This window comes from Mesorhizobium sp. PUT5 (assembly GCF_052216645.1).
In the GTDB taxonomy this organism is placed as follows: Bacteria; Pseudomonadota; Alphaproteobacteria; order Rhizobiales; family Rhizobiaceae; genus Mesorhizobium.
On the sequence record NZ_JBQOSO010000003.1, the window covers coordinates 2,922,874 to 2,938,558 of the forward strand.

Here is a 15,685-nt window from a genome sequence, read left to right on the forward strand (position 1 = left end):
ACTCGGCGGCCCGCATGTGCTCCTGCTTACCTTCGTGGCCCTTTGCCCTCAGTTCCGCCAATGCTCACCCGGGCCGAAAAGGCCCCTTTCATGGTTAAAGCGGCCTTAAAATCAAGCCGCTGATTTTAATAATACCCGTTACCAAGGCACCGATTTAGCTCTCAAAGCGCAGCTTCCGGACGCGCCGTCATCATAGCTAAAGGAAGGTGGCCACGAAAGAGCAGCGTGCAATTCAATTGGATGGTGATCTATCCTTCGCATCACCCGCCATTCGCCGGGTGACGCGCGGCTAGGCGTAGCCTCGCCCTTCTTCGCTCCGCGACCGGCTTGGTGGCTGGCAGCAGCCGAGAAATCCTCCGCCGATTTTCCCGTAAAACGGGAAACTGGTTCCCGCTTTCGCGGCATTCATTCGGCAGCGCGGCCTATGTAGGCTCTTCCTGACAATCGATCAGGAGAGAGTCCGTGATTACGGAGCATCAAGCCAGGCAAGCGAACGAGCAGTATCGTGAGGAGGGCTATACCATCGTCCGCCAATTCATCGACGGCGACGATGTGGTCCGGCTGCAGCGGGAAGCACAAGCGGTATACGATGAAGGCCTGAGGCATCACGCCACCTATCGCAATGGAAATCTGAGCTTCCAGGTGCTGCCTGAAAGCCATTTCGGCAGGCGCTACGTGCTGCAGGCCTACTGGTTTTCCTGGATCAACGAGTATTTTGAACAGGTCCGGCGCAGCGATGACTACTACCGGCTGCTGAAGGGGCTGCTCGGCTCCGACATCAAGCAGGTTGCGCAGCAGATCCACTGGAAGCCGCCGGGCGTGAACGTCACCGGCTACCGCTTCCATCAGGACATCCGGTTCCGCAAGGGCGACGACCTGGAAAAGGTGGCGGCCTCGACGGTGACCACCGGGCTGGCGGTGGACCGCGCCACCAGGGAGAACGGATGCCTGCAGGTCGTTCCCGGAAGCCACAAGCTGGGGTATCTCGGCCTGTCGGACGATAGCCATGACGGAATGCTGATGAAGGGCCTGACCGCCGAGGATGAGCTCCGCAATGTCGGGATCGACCCCTCCAGCATCGTCGATCTGCTGCTCGAGCCGGGAGACCTGGCCGTCTGGGGCCTGCTCACCGTGCACGGCTCGTCTCCCAACAAATCCGACTACGACCGGGCTTTCTTGCTCTCGAGCTATGTCAGGGCGGACGCCACCGAAAGGGGCGAATGGGCCTTCCGCGACGGGGTGTCGACGCCGCTTGGAGACAAGCCGAGGCTTTGCAAGGACGACCGCCTCCTCACCAATCCCGGCCCGGAATACGACACGACGGCCTGGTGGAACTGAGTGGGGAAGATCGGCCCCGTCCCCGATGAGGCGTTTCAGATCAGGTCGGAGGACAGCTCGCGTATGAGGAAATCGACGAAGGTTCGCACCTTGGCGGGAACGTAGGTGCGATGCGGATAAAGCGCGTAGATCGGGCTCGATACGGGGCGGTATTCTTCCAGTACCGCCTCGAGCCTGCCTGTGCGCAACGCATCGTTCACCAGCAGGCTCGGAAGATTTCCGATGCCGAACCCGGCGATCGTCATCTGATACGCCGCTTCCACGCTGTTGGTGGAGACCCTGCTTCCCACCGGCACGGAGAACGGTCCATCCGGTCCCTGGAAGGGCCACGTGCCGATCCGCTTGGCGTAGTTGCTGAGCACACATTCGTGGCCCTGCAGGTCGGCGGGGTGGATCGGCCGACCGTGCCGGACGAAATAGGCGGGAGCCGCGCACACGAAGTTCCGCACCTCGCCGAGGTGGCGGGCGATCAGGGCGGAGTCGCTCTGGTCGCCGAAGCGGATGGCCACGTCATAGCCCTCCTCGACCACGCCGACCACGTAGCGCGAGGTCAGGTTGAACTCGACCGAGGCGAGCGGGTTCTCCCGCAGGAATTTGGGGATCAGCGCGGTGATCCTCGTATGTCCCAGCACATTCGAGCAGGACACCCTGACGAGGCCGCGGGGATGGCTGTGCAGCCCCCGCGCCGAATCCTGAAGCTCGTCGATCTCGTCGAGCAGGATCCTGCTGCGCTCCAGATAGTTGCGGCCGACCTCGGTGAGGTTCAGCCGGCGCGTCGTGCGGTTGACCAAGCGCACGCCCAGTTCGTCCTCCAGTTCCTTGAGGTGCCGGCTGACCGCCGTGGACGACATTCCCAGCTCCCGGCCTGCCGCCGAAAGGCCGCCAAGAGTGGCGACACGTTCGAACACCCTCATCGCCGTCAAAAGATTCATGCCGTCCCCGCGCGTGAATTCCAGGATATCGCAATTTTCAACAATGGGAGGAGAATGGAATGCGAGAACATCCTATATTGAGCAGCCTGAAGGCGGACGTAGAGAGGGATCGCATCAGCAGGCGGGAATTCCTGGCGCTTGCAAGCGTGTTCGGCGCCGGCACCGCGGCGGCCTATTCCATGCTCGGGCTGGCCGTGCCGGCCCCCGCCCTGGCGGATGAGGCACCGAAGCGCGGCGGCATACTGCGCGTCAGCATGCAGGTGATGGCGCTGGAGGATCCGCGCGCCTTCAGCGTCTCCCAGATGGGCAACATCGCCATGCAGTTCATCGAGCCGCTCGTGCGGTGGAACCACGACTTCACCTTCCGGCCCATGCTGCTCGAAGGCTGGGAGATCAACGAAGACGCCACCGAATACACGCTCAAGGTGCGCAAGGGGGTGAAGTGGTCGAACGGGGACGACTTCGGCGCCCAGGACGTCGCCTTCAACATCGGCCGCTGGTGCGACAGGAGCGCACCCGGAAACTCCATGGCGGGCCGCATGGGGCCGCTTATCTCCGCCGACACGGGCAAGGCGCGCGACGGGGCCATCGAGATCGTCGACGGCCACACCGTGCGGCTTCATCTCGACAAGCCCGACATCACCATCATCCCCGGCATGACCGACTACCCGGCCCTTATCGTGCACCGGGATTTCGACCGGAACGGCCGGCAGCTTTCCGACCAGCCGATCGGCACGGGTCCGTTCGAGCTCGTCCAGTTCGAGGTCGGTGCGCGGGCCTCGGCGAGGCGGCGCCCCGATGGCTCCTGGTGGGGCGGCAACGTCTGGCTGGACGGCATCGACTGGATCGACTACGGCATCGATTCCCAGGCCACGATGTCGGCCTTCGAGGCCGACGAGGTCGACCTCAACGGCCAGACCCAGACGGCGGTGGTGTCCGCGCTGGACGGGCTGGGGCTGAAGCGGTCGGAAATCGTCACGGCCACGACGATCGTGGCCAGGATGAACGTGAAGCAGGCGCCCTACGACGACCAGCGGGTGCGCAATGCGGTCCAGCTCGCGATCGACAACAACGTGATCCTGCAACTGGGCGCCGACGGTTTCGGAACCGTGGCGGAGAACCATCATGTCGGGCCGATGCATCCCGACTATGCGCAGCTTCCGCCGCCCAGGCACGACCCTGCGGGCGCCCTGGCGCTCCTGCGCGAAGCCGGCGCCGCCGACCACGAGTTCGAGCTTATCTCGGTGGAGGCGGACTACCGCAAGGAAAGCGCCGACGCCATCGCGCAGCAGCTCAGGGCGGCCGGCTTCAAGGTGAAGCGGACGGTCTATCCCGAAGCCGCCTTCTGGAACGGCTGGACGGACTATCCGTTCGCGGTGACGAACTGGAACGCCCGGCCCCTGGGCATCCAGACGCTGGCTCTCGCCTATCAGACCGGAAGCGCCTGGAACGAGACCGCCTTCTCCGATGCCGAATTCGACGAGAAGCTGAACAGGGCCAACGCGATCGCGGATGCCGACAGAAGGCGGGAGCTGATGTCGGGCCTGCAGGGCATCCTGCAGGATTCGGGCGTCATCGTGCAGCCCTACTGGCGCAAGCTCTTCTGCCACATGCAGCCGCGGGTCATGGGCTACCGGATGCATCAGGCCTACGAGCAGCAGTTCGAGAACACCTGGCTAGCGTGATCCCGCCATGATCGGAGCCCGCAGAACCGACAATTGACGCCGGCACTGCCTTGCGGAGGCGTTCCAGGCAATCATCGCAATCGCCTCCGCATCCGCTTTCCTCCGTCTGCCGAAGTGTCGGAGTTTCCATGCACATGCGTTCCCCCTTCTCCTGGATTCCCCCTTCTCCTGGGACAGGACGATAGATGGCTCGCCCAAGTCCTGGAAGGCATGAGAAGGGGGAACGACTATCTCGGAATTCGGGAAAATGGGTTCGCCGCCGCGAAGGTCGGACTGCCGGTGCCGCAGCCGGCCCCAAAGCCCCTTCGCCGTCGGCAAGCCGCGCGCACCATCCTCGCCACGCCCGGGTTTCATCCCGTCTGGCCATTGTCAAAGAACTGGCTTCTCAAGGAAGCCGGGAAGACGGGCGGCCGCAGGGTCGCGCATCTGAGTAATTCTTATGCGGCCTTGCGGCCGCCCGTCCGGCGTCTCCGGAACCCCCGTTGGGATCGCCCATGACCGGGACCGGCCCTTCGCCCCCCAAAGGGGACAAAAAGACCGCTCCAGATGGCAGCCCCAGCGCTGCTTTCGCCCGCTGACTTGAGCCGGCAGGCATTGGCGCCCGACGACCTTGACCCAGCCACCACCCATACGGATCCATCCGGTCCGCCCGTACGGCCACGTTAGCCGCACCGGCGGAAGCCGGTTCCTCCCCGCGCAACCACCGTCATGATCGGCTTTCCCGCAGGAGGAACTGGGCGGAAGCATAAGACGGCCCGGCAAGGTGTGGATAAAAGCGCTTCGCCGCCCCCGGGCAAATGGCAATGGAACGCGGCCCCTTCGTCATCCCCGGGCAAACGACGCGGGAGGGCAACCCTTCGTCATCCTCGGGCAAGCGAAGGCGAAGCTGAGCGCGACCCGGGGATCCATTCCGGAACGGCGATGAGGCGCAGGGCGGTGCAGGTTGAGGGTCCCGTCTGCACCGCCTCATGCGGCCGCAGCGCTCGGGCATGGATCCCCGGGTCGCGCTCAGCTTCGCCTTCGCTTGCCCGAGGATGACGAAGAAGCGGGGGGCGCCGGTTTATCCCACCCGGCGCTTGCGCGAAATAATGGTGCGTACTTCGCAACGCACATATTTCCGCCCAAATAAAAAGGGCCCGCCTGGAAAGGCGGGCCCCTCGCTCAAATGGAGAGCTTAATTGTTAAACGTGGATGTCCCCAAAGCCGAAGTGGTCGAGGGAAACGCCCGTCAGCTTCACCACCGCGTCAGCGGCATCAAGCACCTGATCTCCATTCACATCGGCGAAGACGTAGAGGTCGCTGCCGACTTGCTGCACGCTGTAAATGATGGTTGCGGTGAGCGCAGCCGTCGCCGCAGTCAATGCCGCAGCGTAGTCTGCAACAGCAGCCGTCCCTTCGCTGTAGTTAGCGGCGGTACCATCAGCCATGGCAGTAAACGAGAGCCAGTCCGCACCATTTCCGAAATCCGTAACATTGATGGCATTGGCCGCAGTTGCGACGCCGTTTACATCAATGACGAAATGGTCGTTGCCAGCACCGCCGGTCAGAACGTCGGCGCCGCCATTGGTCTGGATCACGTCATTGCCGCTACCGCCGGTAATGCTGTCGGTCTGAGCCGTGCCGGTGACGGTGAGGACGGCGCTGAATGCCGAAGCATCGACTGTCTCGCCGGTCACAAGCGATGCGTTGGTCAGCGTCAGCGTCAGGGCGTGATCGCCGGTGATGTTGATGTGGTTGTTATCGGCAATAGTCAGACCCAAGGTGTTCGCTGCGACGCCCACGACACCAGTGGAGTCGAGGTTCACCGTCTGCGAGCCAGTGATCGTCAGACCATTCGTGCCAAGGTCGGCAATCGCGGCGCCGCCGTCAAGATTGACGTTCGCCGTCGTGGCGCCAAGCAGTAGCCCGATCGAGGACGCCCCGTGAACACCCGCACCAAAATCGGCGGTGACGCCATTGCTGGCGTTGGTGATGATCATCGCACCATTGCCATCAACCGCGAACTCGTTCTGCGACACCAAGCTGGCGTCCACAGTCAGGTTGGCTCCCCCAGTCGTACCCAGCACCTCGACACCGGAAACCTTGGCGAACTTGCCAGCATCGGTTGCCGTCGTGATGGACGTGGCATCGGTGAAGATCAGGGCATCCTTACCTGCGCCCAGATCAATGGTGTCCTTATTGGTCAGACCGAGGAAAGTCGTCGTGATGACGTCATCGCCCGAACCGCCCTTGATGGTCTGGTTCTGTGCAGCCGAAGCCATGAGGTTCAGATCGACACCGCCGGAATTGCCGCTGGCGTCCACCGTGGTAACGTTGGCACTCGTCACGACCGCTTCGAGCGAGCCCTTGCCCGAGATGTTCAGGGTCGTCAGCGAGGCGTCATCAAGGTTACCGATCGCGTTCGTTCCGGCTGCTGCAATGTTGAGGGTTTCCACATTGCCGCCAATGACAGCGATGCCAGCGGTAAGGACGGCGTTGTTGAGCGCAATATTTGCACTGTCGGTCGTCAGCGCCGAGGCGTCCGTGAACGTGAAATTGGCTGTGGCACCGGCATTGCCCTGCACCCCGGCCGTCTGGGCCATCGTGAGAGTAACGCCGTTCGCGCCGGTCGAGCCCCCGATAACATTCGCCTGCTGAACATCGGCATTGCCGGACACGTCGAGCGCTCCTGCAGCCAACTGGGCGTTGACCGTCTCGATGCTCACGATGTTCGCGCCAGCAAAAGCTGCCGCGTTGGCGTTGCCGTAGAGAACCAGCGTATCATTGCCGGCGCCGCCGTTGATGCTGTCGCCGGGGTTGAGGGTTTGCGCGCCGCCAACAAGAATGCCAGACGAGCCTGCGATGAAAGTGTCGTTGCCCGAAGTGCCGGTGAGAGCCTGGACCTCAGTGGTCAGCGTCACGGTGTTGCCGGTAGCGAAGAAGGCGTCGGAGGCATCGTTACCTGCGTCGACCGAATCGGGATCGTTGGTAACGAGAGCGATCACAGCCTTGGCCGATGCGTCGGCGGCAGCGTTAAGGCGACCGTTATCCTGATAGATGTCGGCGCCAGTGGCCGCAGCCTCTTCAGCCCAATGCAGACCGACCGCAACCTTGTTGGCGATGTAGGCCTGATCCGGGCTGCCATCGTTGGTAGTGGCATTGCCGAGGATGGAAGAAACCACGGAGCCGAGCGACTCGCCGGATTCGATGCGGGCCTTGTAGTAGTCGAGGCCATCGTCATCGATCGCGCGACCGAACACGTTCTGATACACCTGCTCGAGGAACTGGTCCGGCGTGAACAGGTTCGGGAACTTGATGTAGGGGTAGGTGTCGGCGGCCTCAGGCGAAGCGGCGAAGGAGTCGCCGACGTCCTGCACGGAGACGCCCGCGTCGAGACGGCCGACCCAGTAGTTCAGGCCCACCGGGTCCGGCGCACGGTCGTAGAAGCCGATATAGAGCTGGGCGACCAGTTCTGCGTTTGTGAATGTTGCCATTGTGGAAGGATCCTCTTTCCAACGACGTTAAACCTTCATGCCGGGGCAAGCCCCCGCATGGGCAGTTCTTTCCCTCCCGGTGTGCGGCGCCGTCGCGTGCGCACCGTCCGAAGACTGCGAAAGGGGAGAACCCCACTCTCCGCAAAGGGACGCCTGCATAGGGGGCCTCCCCTCCCATGCACGCCGATTCCTTCGGTAAGAGGCGTTCTAGCCAAAGGATTCGGGGCGTGCAAGCAAAATGTGCAGTGAAATTCATACCCCCGTTTGAAGGGTGTCGTTCCGGTCACTATATATCAGCGGAAGCGAAGATAAGCGCTGCCGCGCAGGACCTTGCGCCGGCAGCAGGACAAGCCGCCGTGAACATGACGAAAGCCGAGCAAAACCAAAGCGATACGCAGGAATTGCGCCTGGAGGCGGGCGCCTGGCTGAGGACGCTGCGCGAGGCCGCCGGCCTTTCGCAGCGCAGCCTGGCCGGTCAGCTCGGCCTGGACTACTACACCTTCATCTCGCAGCTCGAGAACGGGCGCGGGCGCATTCCGCCGGCCCGCTACCGCGACTGGGCGGGCGCGCTCGGCGTGGACGAGAAGGTTTTCGTCAAGAAGCTGCTCTCCTTCTACGACCCGGTCAGCTATGAAATCCTGTTCGGCGAGGAGGAACGGGCCGCCTGACGGCGGCGGGCCGGCTCAATGGCCTTCCCGGGTGAGCGAAACGGCGATGAAGGCCGACAATATGGCCACCGTGGCGGCGAAGGCGAGCGCCATGAGCGCCGGCATGAAGCCCACGCCCGTGCCCGCCGCGAAGAACGTCAGCAAAAGCACGAAGAAGAGGGCCGCCAGGGTTTTGGAGCGTCGGGAAACCGAGGCCATGAACAGACTCCTTCCAGTTCGGTCGAAGCCCAGACTGGCCGCAGGCGCGCCGCCTCCTCAATGGGGCATTCCGCCTCGCGGCAATGCGCCGCCTGCGGCGAAATGGCCGGATCGCGGCGGTTTCAGGGCACGTCGTCCTTGGCCGTGGGCCCGCCCTCGTTTTCCAGGGCGTCTATGCGCCGCGTGAGCGAGCGGTTGAATTTCAGCCTGACGCCGGCGCCCTGCGAGGCTTCCTCCGGGATGAAAAGGGCGCCCAGTTCCTCCAGGGCGGATTGAAGGGCGGCGATGGCGGCATCGTCGGGGATGTGGATGCCGCGCTCGAAGAACTCGACGGCGCGCTTGTCGACGCCGGCGTTTGCCGCGAGCTTGCCGCGGCTGACCTCGACGAGAGCGCGGGCAGCCTTGCAGATGGAACCGGTGATCATGCTGGCCTCCTGGGTTTGGGGTGCGGGAAGCACCACACCTATCTGATTGATTTTGCCGCATGCATGCGACGCCAGGTGTTTCCACTCGGGCGCATCATGCTCTAGCCGAGGCCGCCGGCCGCCTCAAGCGCCGGGCCGGCGCCCCTGTCCGCAACGAGCTAGACCCAACGATGGGCTTGCCGGCCGCCTCGCCGAGGACGACCTTGAGGGTTTCCGAACGCGGAGGATTGGTTATGTCCCGTCTTGCTCTGCTGGCCGCCACCGCGGGGATGTGCCTGTTCGGGCTCACCTGCGCCAATGCCGGCCAGCCGCCGGATCGCGGGCCGACGCCCGGCCTGGGCTGGGGTCCGGGCGGCAATCACGACAAGTCCATGTCGGCTCCCGCACCCATCGTCGGCATGGGCATTCCCGGCGCCCTGTTGGCGGGCGGCTATCTGTGGGCCCGCTACCGGGCCAGGAACCGCGGCTGACATTTTCGTCCTGCCGGGCGCAAGGCGCCCGCTCCGGCGAACCGGGGCGGGCCTGTTGGTGTCTTTTGCGCTTTCCTGCACGCGCGGATCGGCGCGGATCAGTCCAGCACGTCGACGATCTCATGGGTGACCGGGTCGACCACGACCGTGCGGCCGTCGACGACGGCGTAGCGGTAGGGGATGTCGGGCACCTCGTGCAGCACCACGGTGTCCGGCACCTTCGAACCCAGGCTCAGCTCCAGCCCCAATATGTCGATCGAGGCGACGGGATTCTTGTGCACATATTCGCGGATGACGGTCTGCTGCTCGGGCTGGACCACGACCGCGCCGGCCCGCGGCGACGGCACCACGACAGTGTCCTGTGCACTGGCAACGCCGGCCCCTGCGAGAACCGCGCAAACGGCACATATCGAAAGAAGCATTTTCATCTTGCTCTCCTTTCAAGCAGGATTGCCTAGGGAGGGAATGTCGGGCCGGCCGATGCGTTCCGGACCGATGTCGCTTTTTTCGCTTTCGATCCGGCCGGCCGCATGTGCCGGCGGGGCGGATTTGGCGGGGACGGATTTGGCGCGGGCGATTTAGGCGGGGACGGATTTGGCGCGGGCGGCCCGTTGCCGGAACAATTTCCCGCAGCCCGCCGTTTCGATCAGGCTCAAGCCCCTTGCCCGTCGCCGCAGGACTGCTGAAGGCGGCGGGCCTTTTTGTGCCCGCGCAAACATCTCCGGCCGGCCGGCGGAAGGACAAGCCCCGCTCCGCACCCTCCTTCTCCGCCCCTCCTCCGGGCGCATCCGGCTGCGGACACTTGGCGCTGCGGACACTTGGCGCGGAGCGCCTGTGCCCATATGTAGGCCACATGCAGGCCCATATGCAGGCAGGACGCCGCGCGGGCCGCACGAAAGGTCGGGACATCGATGCCAGCACGCAGCCAGCTCAAGACGGGTTTCCTGCCCCTGCAGGGCTCCGCGCCGGTCGAATGGCGCATCGAGCCCGGCCTCACCGCCTATCCGGACGCCGTGGCCCTGATGGAGGCGCGCGCCGAGGCGATCCGCGCCGGCACGGCCGACGAACTGGTCTGGCTGGTCGAGCACCCGCCGCTCTATACCGCCGGCACCAGCGCCCAGGCCCGAGACCTGATCCAGCCCGACCGCTTCCCGGTGTTCGCGGCCGGTCGCGGCGGCGAATACACCTATCACGGCCCCGGCCAGCGCGTGGCCTATGTCATGCTCGACCTGAAGCGGCGGCGCGAGGACGTGCGCGCCTTCGTCGCCGCGCTGGAGCAATGGATCATCGAGACGCTCGCCGCCTTCAACGTGCGCGGCGAGCGCCGCGAGGACCGGGTCGGCGTATGGGTGGTGCGGCCCGACCGCCCGCCCCTGCCCGGCGGCGCCCCCGCCGAGGACAAGATCGCCGCCATCGGCATCCGCCTGCGCAAATGGGTGAGCTTCCACGGCATCGCCATCAATGTCGAGCCGGACCTTTCCCATTTCGGCGGCATCGTGCCCTGCGGCATCCAGGACCACGGCGTCACCAGCCTCGTGGACCTCGGGCTGCCGGTCACCATGGCCGACCTGGACGTGGCGCTGAAAACGGCCTTCGAACGGGTCTTCGGCCCGGCGGCGGCATCAAGCCCGGCATCGGGCCCCGACCTGCGGCAAGCCGCCGGCTGACCGCCCGCCCCGGCAGGCGCCTACATCGCCCCGATCCAGATCGCCATCGAAACCAGAAACATGCTCATGCAGACCAGCGAAACCACATCGCGGACAAGATCGGCCATAGCTCTCTCCTGTTTTTGATATGTTCAATATTTGTTCTAATTTTGTTCGAATGTCAATCATGCGCAATGCCGGCGCGCGGCCATCGCTGCGCGGTGCGTCCATCTACAGTTAAGAAGGGCTTAAGATGCTATCGGCCGCGGCCGAACCGGGCGCATCGCCCGGACCGCCCTGCCTTGCTCGGGAACGCTTTTCAGCTTTCCGCAATTCCGGACGGAACCCGGTTCCCGCTTCCGCCGGGATTGCCTTACAGCGGCGCGACCTTGCCGTTGACCAGCGTCACGCGCCGGTCCATGCGCGCGGCAAGCTTGTGATTGTGCGTGGCGATCAACGCCGCCAGGCCGGATTGCCGCACCAGCGCCTCCAGCGCCTGGAACACATAGGAGGCTGTGCCGGGGTCCAGATTGCCGGTCGGCTCGTCGGCCAGCAGCACCAGCGGCGCGTTGGCCACCGCGCGCGCGATCGCCACGCGCTGCTGTTCGCCGCCCGAAAGCTCGGCCGGCCGGTGCTGCGCGCGCTTGCCGATCTGCATGTAGTCGAGCAGCATCGCCGCGCGCTCGGCCGCCTCCTTGTGCGGCAGCCCCTTGATGAGTTGCGGCATCATGATGTTCTCCAGCGCGGAGAATTCCGGCAGCAGGTGGTGGAACTGGTAGACGAAGCCGACATCGTTGCGGCGGATGGCGGTGCGCTCGTCGTCGGAAAGCCGCCCGCAGGCGCGGCCGCCCAGGATGACGTCGCCGGCGTCGGGGCGCTCCAGCAGGCCGGCCGTGTGCAGCAGCGTGGACTTGCCGGTGCCCGAGGGCGCCACCAGCGCCACCATCTCGCCGCGCCGCAGCGAGAAATCGGCGCCGCTCAGGATGGTGAGCTTGCGCTCGCCCTGCACGTAGTGGCGCTCGACGCCCTTCAGCTCGATGATCGGATCGGCGCTCATTCGTACCTCAGGGCTTCGACCGGATCGAGCCGCGCGGCCCGCCAGGCGGGAAACAGCGTCGCCAGGAAGGACAGGATCAGGGCCATGGCCACGACCGACAGGGTCTCGCCCGCGTCCATCCTGGCCGGAAGCTGGCTGAGGAAGTAAAGCTCGGGGTTGAACAGCACCGTGCCGGAGAGCCAGGAGAAGAACTCGCGGATGCGCTCGATGTTGAGGCAGATGACGACGCCCAGCGCCACGCCCGCCAGCGTGCCCACCACGCCGATTGCCGCCCCCGTCATCAGGAAGATGCGCAGGATCGCTCCGCGCGTGGCCCCCATGGTGCGCAGGATGGCGATGTCGTGGCCCTTGTCCTTCACCAGCATGACCAGGCCGGAGATGATGTTGAGCGCCGCCACCAGCACGATCAGGGTCAGGATCATGAACATGACGTTGCGCTCCACCTGGAGCGCGGAGAAGAAGGTCTGGTTGCGCTGGCGCCAGTCGGTCATGTAGATCGGCCGCTGCGCCGCCGCCTCGATCTTCGGTTTCAGCGCATCGACGCCGTCGGGGTCGTCGACATAGACCTCGATGCTCTGCACCCGGCCTTCCATGTTGAAATAGAGCTGCGCCTCCGAAAGCGGCATATAGACGATGGAGCTGTCATATTCGGACATGCCCACCTCGAAGATGGCGGTGACCGGATAGCCCTTCAGCCGCGGCGTGGTGCCCAGCGGGGTCACGTCGCCCTCGGGCGAGATCAGCGTGATGATGTCTCCCACCGCCAGGCCGAGGTTTTCCGCCATGCGCCGGCCGATCGCCACGCCCTCGCCGCTGTCGAAATCGGCCAGCGAGCCCTGCCTGATGTTGTCGGCCACCAGGGCGATGCGGGAAAGGTCCTCGCCGCGTATGCCGCGCACCAGGACGCCGGTGCCGCTGCCCACATTGCCCTGCGCCAGCGCCTGCCCGTCGATCAGCGGTATGGCGTATTTGACGCCCGAAACGCCGTCGGTGCGCTTGGCCAACTCGGCATAGTCTTCCAGCGGCATGTCCACCGGCGTGACGATAAGATGGCCGTTGATGCCGAGGATGCGGGTGAGAAGCTCGGCGCGAAAGCCGTTCATCACCGCCATCACCACGATCAGCGTGGCCACGCCCAGCATGATGCCGAGGAAGGAGATCGAGGCGATGACGGAGATCACCGTCTCCTTGCGGCGCGAGCGCAGGTAGCGCCAGGCCACCATCCGCTCGAAAGCGGAGAAGGGGCCGGCGGGCCGTGCTTCCTTCACCGCAGCCTGGCTCATGCGCGGGCACCGAGGCGCAGCAGGGCGGCGGCAACGGACAGCGTCTCGCGCTCGCCGCTCTTGCGGTTCTTCAGTTCGACCTCGCCAGAAGCCGCGCCGCGCGGGCCGACGATGACCTGCCAAGGCAGGCCGATCAGGTCGGCGGTGGCGAACTTGCCGCCGGCCCGCTGGTCGGTGTCGTCGTAGAGCACGTCCTTGCCGGCCGCCGTCAGCGCCGCATAAAGCTCGCCGCAGATGCGGTCGCAGTCGGCGTCGCCCACCTTCATGCTGATGAGCCCGATATCGAACGGCGCCACCGCCTCCGGCCAGATGATGCCGTTCTCGTCGTGGCTCGCCTCGATGATGGCCGCGATCAGGCGCGAGGGGCCGATGCCGTAGGAGCCCATGGAGACGAAATGATCCTTGCCGTCGGGGCCGGTGACCTTGGCGCCCATCGGCTTGGAGTATTTCTCGCCGAAATGGAAGATATGGCCGACCTCGATGCCGCGCGCCGAGAGCTGCTCGCCTTCCGGCACCTTGTCCCAGGCGGCTTCGTCGTGCATCTCGTCGGTGGCCGCATAAGGCGTCGTCCACTGCTCCACGATCGCCCCGATGGCTGCATCGTCGGAGAAATCGACATCGGCGCCCGGGACCGGCAGCGCAAGAAAATCGCGCTCGCAGAACACCTGGCTTTCGCCGGTTTCCGCCAGGATGATGAATTCGTGGCTGAGATCGCCGCCGATCGGCCCGGTGTCGGCGCGCATCGGAATGGCTTGCAGGCCCATGCGCGTGAACGTGCGCAGATAGGCCACGAACATGCGGTTGTAGGCCGCCTTCGCCCCCTCGAAATCGAGATCGAAGGAATAGGCGTCCTTCATCAGGAACTCGCGAGAGCGCATGACGCCGAAGCGCGGCCGCACCTCGTCGCGGAACTTCCACTGGATGTGGTAGAGGTTGAGCGGCAGATCCTTGTAGGACTTGATGTAGGAGCGGAAGATATCCGTCACCATCTCCTCGTTGGTCGGACCGTAGAGCATGTCGCGCTCGTGCCGGTCCTTGATGCGCAGCATCTCCTTGCCATAGTCGTCGTAGCGGCCGCTCTCGCGCCACAGTTCCGCCGACTGGATGGTCGGCATGAGGATTTCCAGCGCCCCGGCCCGGTCCTGCTCCTCGCGCACGATGCGGCAGACCTTGTCCAGCACCTTCTTGCCCAATGGCAGCCACGAGAAGCTTCCCGCCGCCTGCTGGCGGATCATGCCGGCGCGAAGCATCAGCCGATGCGAGATGATTTCGGCCTCGCGCGGATTTTCTTTGAGGATGGGCAGGAAGTAACGCGACAAACGCATGGGCTGGTCCATGAAAGAGGGATCGCGGTGCCGGAATCGGCACGGCGCGAGGCTTGCTTGCACCGGCTTCATAGCCATTTCGTGACCACTTGGAAACCCGCGCCGCCCATGGCGAAGGGGTTGCTGAAGGCGGCGCCCGTCAAGCAGGCAAGGCATGCCGTTCTATTGTGCAATGCAGCACAAGATTGCCCCTTTCAACATAAAATTTCTCGTGACATCTTCAGTCTCCATGGTCTAGTGTGCCCCGATAATCGAGAGGGCAGAGCAAAATCTGTTCTCCTACGCGGTCAAAGTCTTGGGAGGATGCGATCTAGGCGCGATAACTCGCTGCCGCCGGATACCGGAAAGCAGATCGGACGCGTTCAACTGCAAGGCTTCGGGCCTTGCATTTTTTTTGACAATTGCTTGCTGTATGGACAGTTGGCTGCGGTATCGGCAGCCACGAAGGCGGCGAGCCGCAGCCGCCCTCAGCCGCCGCTCCTCAATTGAGGTCGGGGTAGATGTGGGGGATGTCGTCCAGGCCGAAGCCGAGCCCTCTCGTAAGGCCGTAGAAGGCGCCCAGGACCACCAGGGTGACGATCGTCGTCCACACCATGGCGCGCAGCATGTGCGGCCCGCGCGGCGCGCTGGGCTCGGTTCCCAGCGTCACGTCGCCGTCCTCCTCCTGCGTCCTGACCCCGAACGGCAGCACCGCGAACAGCACCAGCCACCAGGTGACGAAGAACAGGGCGACGAACGATACCCAGGTCATGACTGCTCCAGTTCCACCAGCGTGCCGGAAAAGTCCTTGGGGTGCAGGAAGAGCACCGGTTTGCCGTGCGCGCCGGTCTTGGGCGTGCCGTCGCCCAGCACGCGCGCGCCCGCGGCCTTGAGCCTGTCGCGCGCGGCCAGGATGTCGTCCACCTCGTAGCAGAGATGGTGCATGCCGCCGGACGGGTTCTTCTCCAGGAAGCCGGCAATGGGCGAGTTCTCGCCCAGCGGCTCCAGCAGCTCGATCTTGGTGTTGCCCACGTCGACGAAGATCACCGTCACGCCATGCTCCGGCAGCGCCTGCGGCTCGCTGACGCTGGCGCCCAGCGTGTCGCGATAGGTCGCGGCGGCCTTGCCGAGATCCGGCACCGCGAGAGCGACATGGTTGAGGCGACCTAGCATGAAAAGGACTCCAGTGGGTGGTGAATGGTAGCG

15 protein-coding genes are annotated in these 15,685 nt (G+C 64.8%); 5 read left to right on the forward strand and 10 right to left on the reverse strand.

Features of this window, described 5'->3' with window-relative positions:
- Nucleotides 1-462 precede the first annotated feature (462 nt).
- Nucleotides 463-1,338 carry a phytanoyl-CoA dioxygenase family protein gene (locus tag ACTDI4_RS15745; RefSeq protein ID WP_442842032.1) on the forward strand — a complete coding sequence of 292 codons (876 nt, stop codon included), beginning with the start codon at nt 463-465 and terminating at the stop codon, nt 1,336-1,338.
- Between the two features lie 35 nt (nt 1,339-1,373).
- On the opposite strand, the gene ACTDI4_RS15750 is transcribed toward ACTDI4_RS15745, so the two are convergent.
- The gene (locus ACTDI4_RS15750; RefSeq protein WP_442842033.1) at nt 1,374-2,270 is read right to left on the reverse strand and encodes a LysR family transcriptional regulator; all 897 of its coding nucleotides are present in this window, start codon (nt 2,268-2,270) and stop codon (nt 1,374-1,376) included.
- Between the two features lie 59 nt (nt 2,271-2,329).
- Between ACTDI4_RS15750 and ACTDI4_RS15755 the strand changes: the two genes are divergently transcribed.
- Nucleotides 2,330-3,955 carry an ABC transporter substrate-binding protein gene (locus ACTDI4_RS15755; protein ID WP_442842034.1) on the forward strand — a complete coding sequence of 542 codons (1,626 nt, stop codon included), beginning with the start codon at nt 2,330-2,332 and terminating at the stop codon, nt 3,953-3,955.
- A 1,181-nt stretch (nt 3,956-5,136) separates the two neighbouring features.
- On the opposite strand, the gene ACTDI4_RS15760 is transcribed toward ACTDI4_RS15755, so the two are convergent.
- Nucleotides 5,137-7,428, reverse strand: a complete 2,292-nt coding sequence (locus ACTDI4_RS15760) for a DUF4214 domain-containing protein (protein ID WP_442842035.1) — start codon at nt 7,426-7,428, stop codon at nt 5,137-5,139.
- A 362-nt stretch (nt 7,429-7,790) separates the two neighbouring features.
- Here ACTDI4_RS15760 and ACTDI4_RS15765 point away from each other — a divergent pair, with 362 nt between their 5' ends.
- Nucleotides 7,791-8,096 (forward strand): helix-turn-helix domain-containing protein, encoded by a 306-nt coding sequence (locus ACTDI4_RS15765; RefSeq protein ID WP_442843376.1) that lies wholly within the window; start codon nt 7,791-7,793, stop codon nt 8,094-8,096.
- A 15-nt stretch (nt 8,097-8,111) separates the two neighbouring features.
- Here ACTDI4_RS15765 and ACTDI4_RS15770 read toward each other — a convergent pair whose 3' ends face one another.
- Entirely contained in the window at nt 8,112-8,294 is a 183-nt protein-coding gene (locus ACTDI4_RS15770; protein WP_442842036.1) for a hypothetical protein, read from the reverse strand.
- Nucleotides 8,295-8,416: 122 nt separating this feature from the next.
- Complete coding sequence (locus ACTDI4_RS15775) at nt 8,417-8,719, reverse strand: XRE family transcriptional regulator (RefSeq protein ID WP_442842037.1); 303 nt, start codon at nt 8,717-8,719, stop codon at nt 8,417-8,419.
- 233 nt (nt 8,720-8,952) lie between these two features.
- Between ACTDI4_RS15775 and ACTDI4_RS15780 the strand changes: the two genes are divergently transcribed.
- On the forward strand, nt 8,953-9,189 hold the full coding sequence (locus ACTDI4_RS15780; RefSeq protein WP_442842038.1) for a hypothetical protein: 237 nt from the start codon (nt 8,953-8,955) through the stop codon (nt 9,187-9,189).
- 98 nt (nt 9,190-9,287) lie between these two features.
- Here ACTDI4_RS15780 and ACTDI4_RS15785 read toward each other — a convergent pair whose 3' ends face one another.
- Entirely contained in the window at nt 9,288-9,617 is a 330-nt protein-coding gene (locus ACTDI4_RS15785; RefSeq protein ID WP_442842039.1) for a DUF1236 domain-containing protein, read from the reverse strand.
- A gap of 483 nt (nt 9,618-10,100) precedes the next feature.
- Between ACTDI4_RS15785 and lipB the strand changes: the two genes are divergently transcribed.
- A complete protein-coding gene (gene lipB / locus ACTDI4_RS15790; RefSeq protein WP_442842040.1) occupies nt 10,101-10,856 on the forward strand; it encodes a lipoyl(octanoyl) transferase LipB in 756 nt (251 codons plus the stop codon).
- A gap of 352 nt (nt 10,857-11,208) precedes the next feature.
- On the opposite strand, the gene ACTDI4_RS15795 is transcribed toward lipB, so the two are convergent.
- From ACTDI4_RS15795 to mce, 5 genes are all read right to left on the reverse strand, one after another.
- Complete coding sequence (locus ACTDI4_RS15795; protein WP_442842041.1) at nt 11,209-11,892, reverse strand: ABC transporter ATP-binding protein; 684 nt, start codon at nt 11,890-11,892, stop codon at nt 11,209-11,211.
- Nucleotides 11,889-13,175 (reverse strand): lipoprotein-releasing ABC transporter permease subunit, encoded by a 1,287-nt coding sequence (locus tag ACTDI4_RS15800; RefSeq protein WP_442842042.1) that lies wholly within the window; start codon nt 13,173-13,175, stop codon nt 11,889-11,891. Before ACTDI4_RS15800 ends, ACTDI4_RS15795 begins: the two co-directional genes overlap by 4 nt.
- Complete coding sequence (gene proS, locus ACTDI4_RS15805; protein WP_442842043.1) at nt 13,172-14,500, reverse strand: proline--tRNA ligase; 1,329 nt, start codon at nt 14,498-14,500, stop codon at nt 13,172-13,174. Before proS ends, ACTDI4_RS15800 begins: the two co-directional genes overlap by 4 nt.
- Nucleotides 14,501-14,981: 481 nt before the next feature.
- A complete protein-coding gene (locus tag ACTDI4_RS15810; RefSeq protein ID WP_442842044.1) occupies nt 14,982-15,251 on the reverse strand; it encodes a DUF1467 family protein in 270 nt (89 codons plus the stop codon).
- Nucleotides 15,248-15,652, reverse strand: a complete 405-nt coding sequence (mce, locus tag ACTDI4_RS15815) for a methylmalonyl-CoA epimerase (RefSeq protein WP_442842045.1) — start codon at nt 15,650-15,652, stop codon at nt 15,248-15,250. The genes ACTDI4_RS15810 and mce overlap by 4 nt, the downstream gene beginning before the upstream one ends.
- Between the last annotated feature and the right edge of the window lie 33 nt (nt 15,653-15,685).

Bases quoted from the DNA above. Each gene is read 5' to 3' on its own strand.
- ACTDI4_RS15750 (WP_442842033.1), bottom strand. From the start codon at position 2,270: ATGAATCTTTTGACGGCGATGAGGGTGTTCGAACGTGTCGCCACTCTT.
- ACTDI4_RS15755 (WP_442842034.1), top strand. From the start codon at position 2,330: ATGCGAGAACATCCTATATTGAGCAGCCTGAAGGCGGACGTAGAGAGG.
- ACTDI4_RS15760 (WP_442842035.1), bottom strand. From the start codon at position 7,428: ATGGCAACATTCACAAACGCAGAACTGGTCGCCCAGCTCTATATCGGC.
- ACTDI4_RS15765 (WP_442843376.1), top strand. From the start codon at position 7,791: ATGACGAAAGCCGAGCAAAACCAAAGCGATACGCAGGAATTGCGCCTG.
- ACTDI4_RS15770 (WP_442842036.1), bottom strand. From the start codon at position 8,294: ATGGCCTCGGTTTCCCGACGCTCCAAAACCCTGGCGGCCCTCTTCTTC.
- ACTDI4_RS15775 (WP_442842037.1), bottom strand. From the start codon at position 8,719: ATGATCACCGGTTCCATCTGCAAGGCTGCCCGCGCTCTCGTCGAGGTC.
- ACTDI4_RS15780 (WP_442842038.1), top strand. From the start codon at position 8,953: ATGTCCCGTCTTGCTCTGCTGGCCGCCACCGCGGGGATGTGCCTGTTC.
- ACTDI4_RS15785 (WP_442842039.1), bottom strand. From the start codon at position 9,617: ATGAAAATGCTTCTTTCGATATGTGCCGTTTGCGCGGTTCTCGCAGGG.
- lipB (WP_442842040.1), top strand. From the start codon at position 10,101: ATGCCAGCACGCAGCCAGCTCAAGACGGGTTTCCTGCCCCTGCAGGGC.
- ACTDI4_RS15795 (WP_442842041.1), bottom strand. From the start codon at position 11,892: ATGAGCGCCGATCCGATCATCGAGCTGAAGGGCGTCGAGCGCCACTAC.
- ACTDI4_RS15800 (WP_442842042.1), bottom strand. From the start codon at position 13,175: ATGAGCCAGGCTGCGGTGAAGGAAGCACGGCCCGCCGGCCCCTTCTCC.
- proS (WP_442842043.1), bottom strand. From the start codon at position 14,500: ATGCGTTTGTCGCGTTACTTCCTGCCCATCCTCAAAGAAAATCCGCGC.
- ACTDI4_RS15810 (WP_442842044.1), bottom strand. From the start codon at position 15,251: ATGACCTGGGTATCGTTCGTCGCCCTGTTCTTCGTCACCTGGTGGCTG.
- mce (WP_442842045.1), bottom strand. From the start codon at position 15,652: ATGCTAGGTCGCCTCAACCATGTCGCTCTCGCGGTGCCGGATCTCGGC.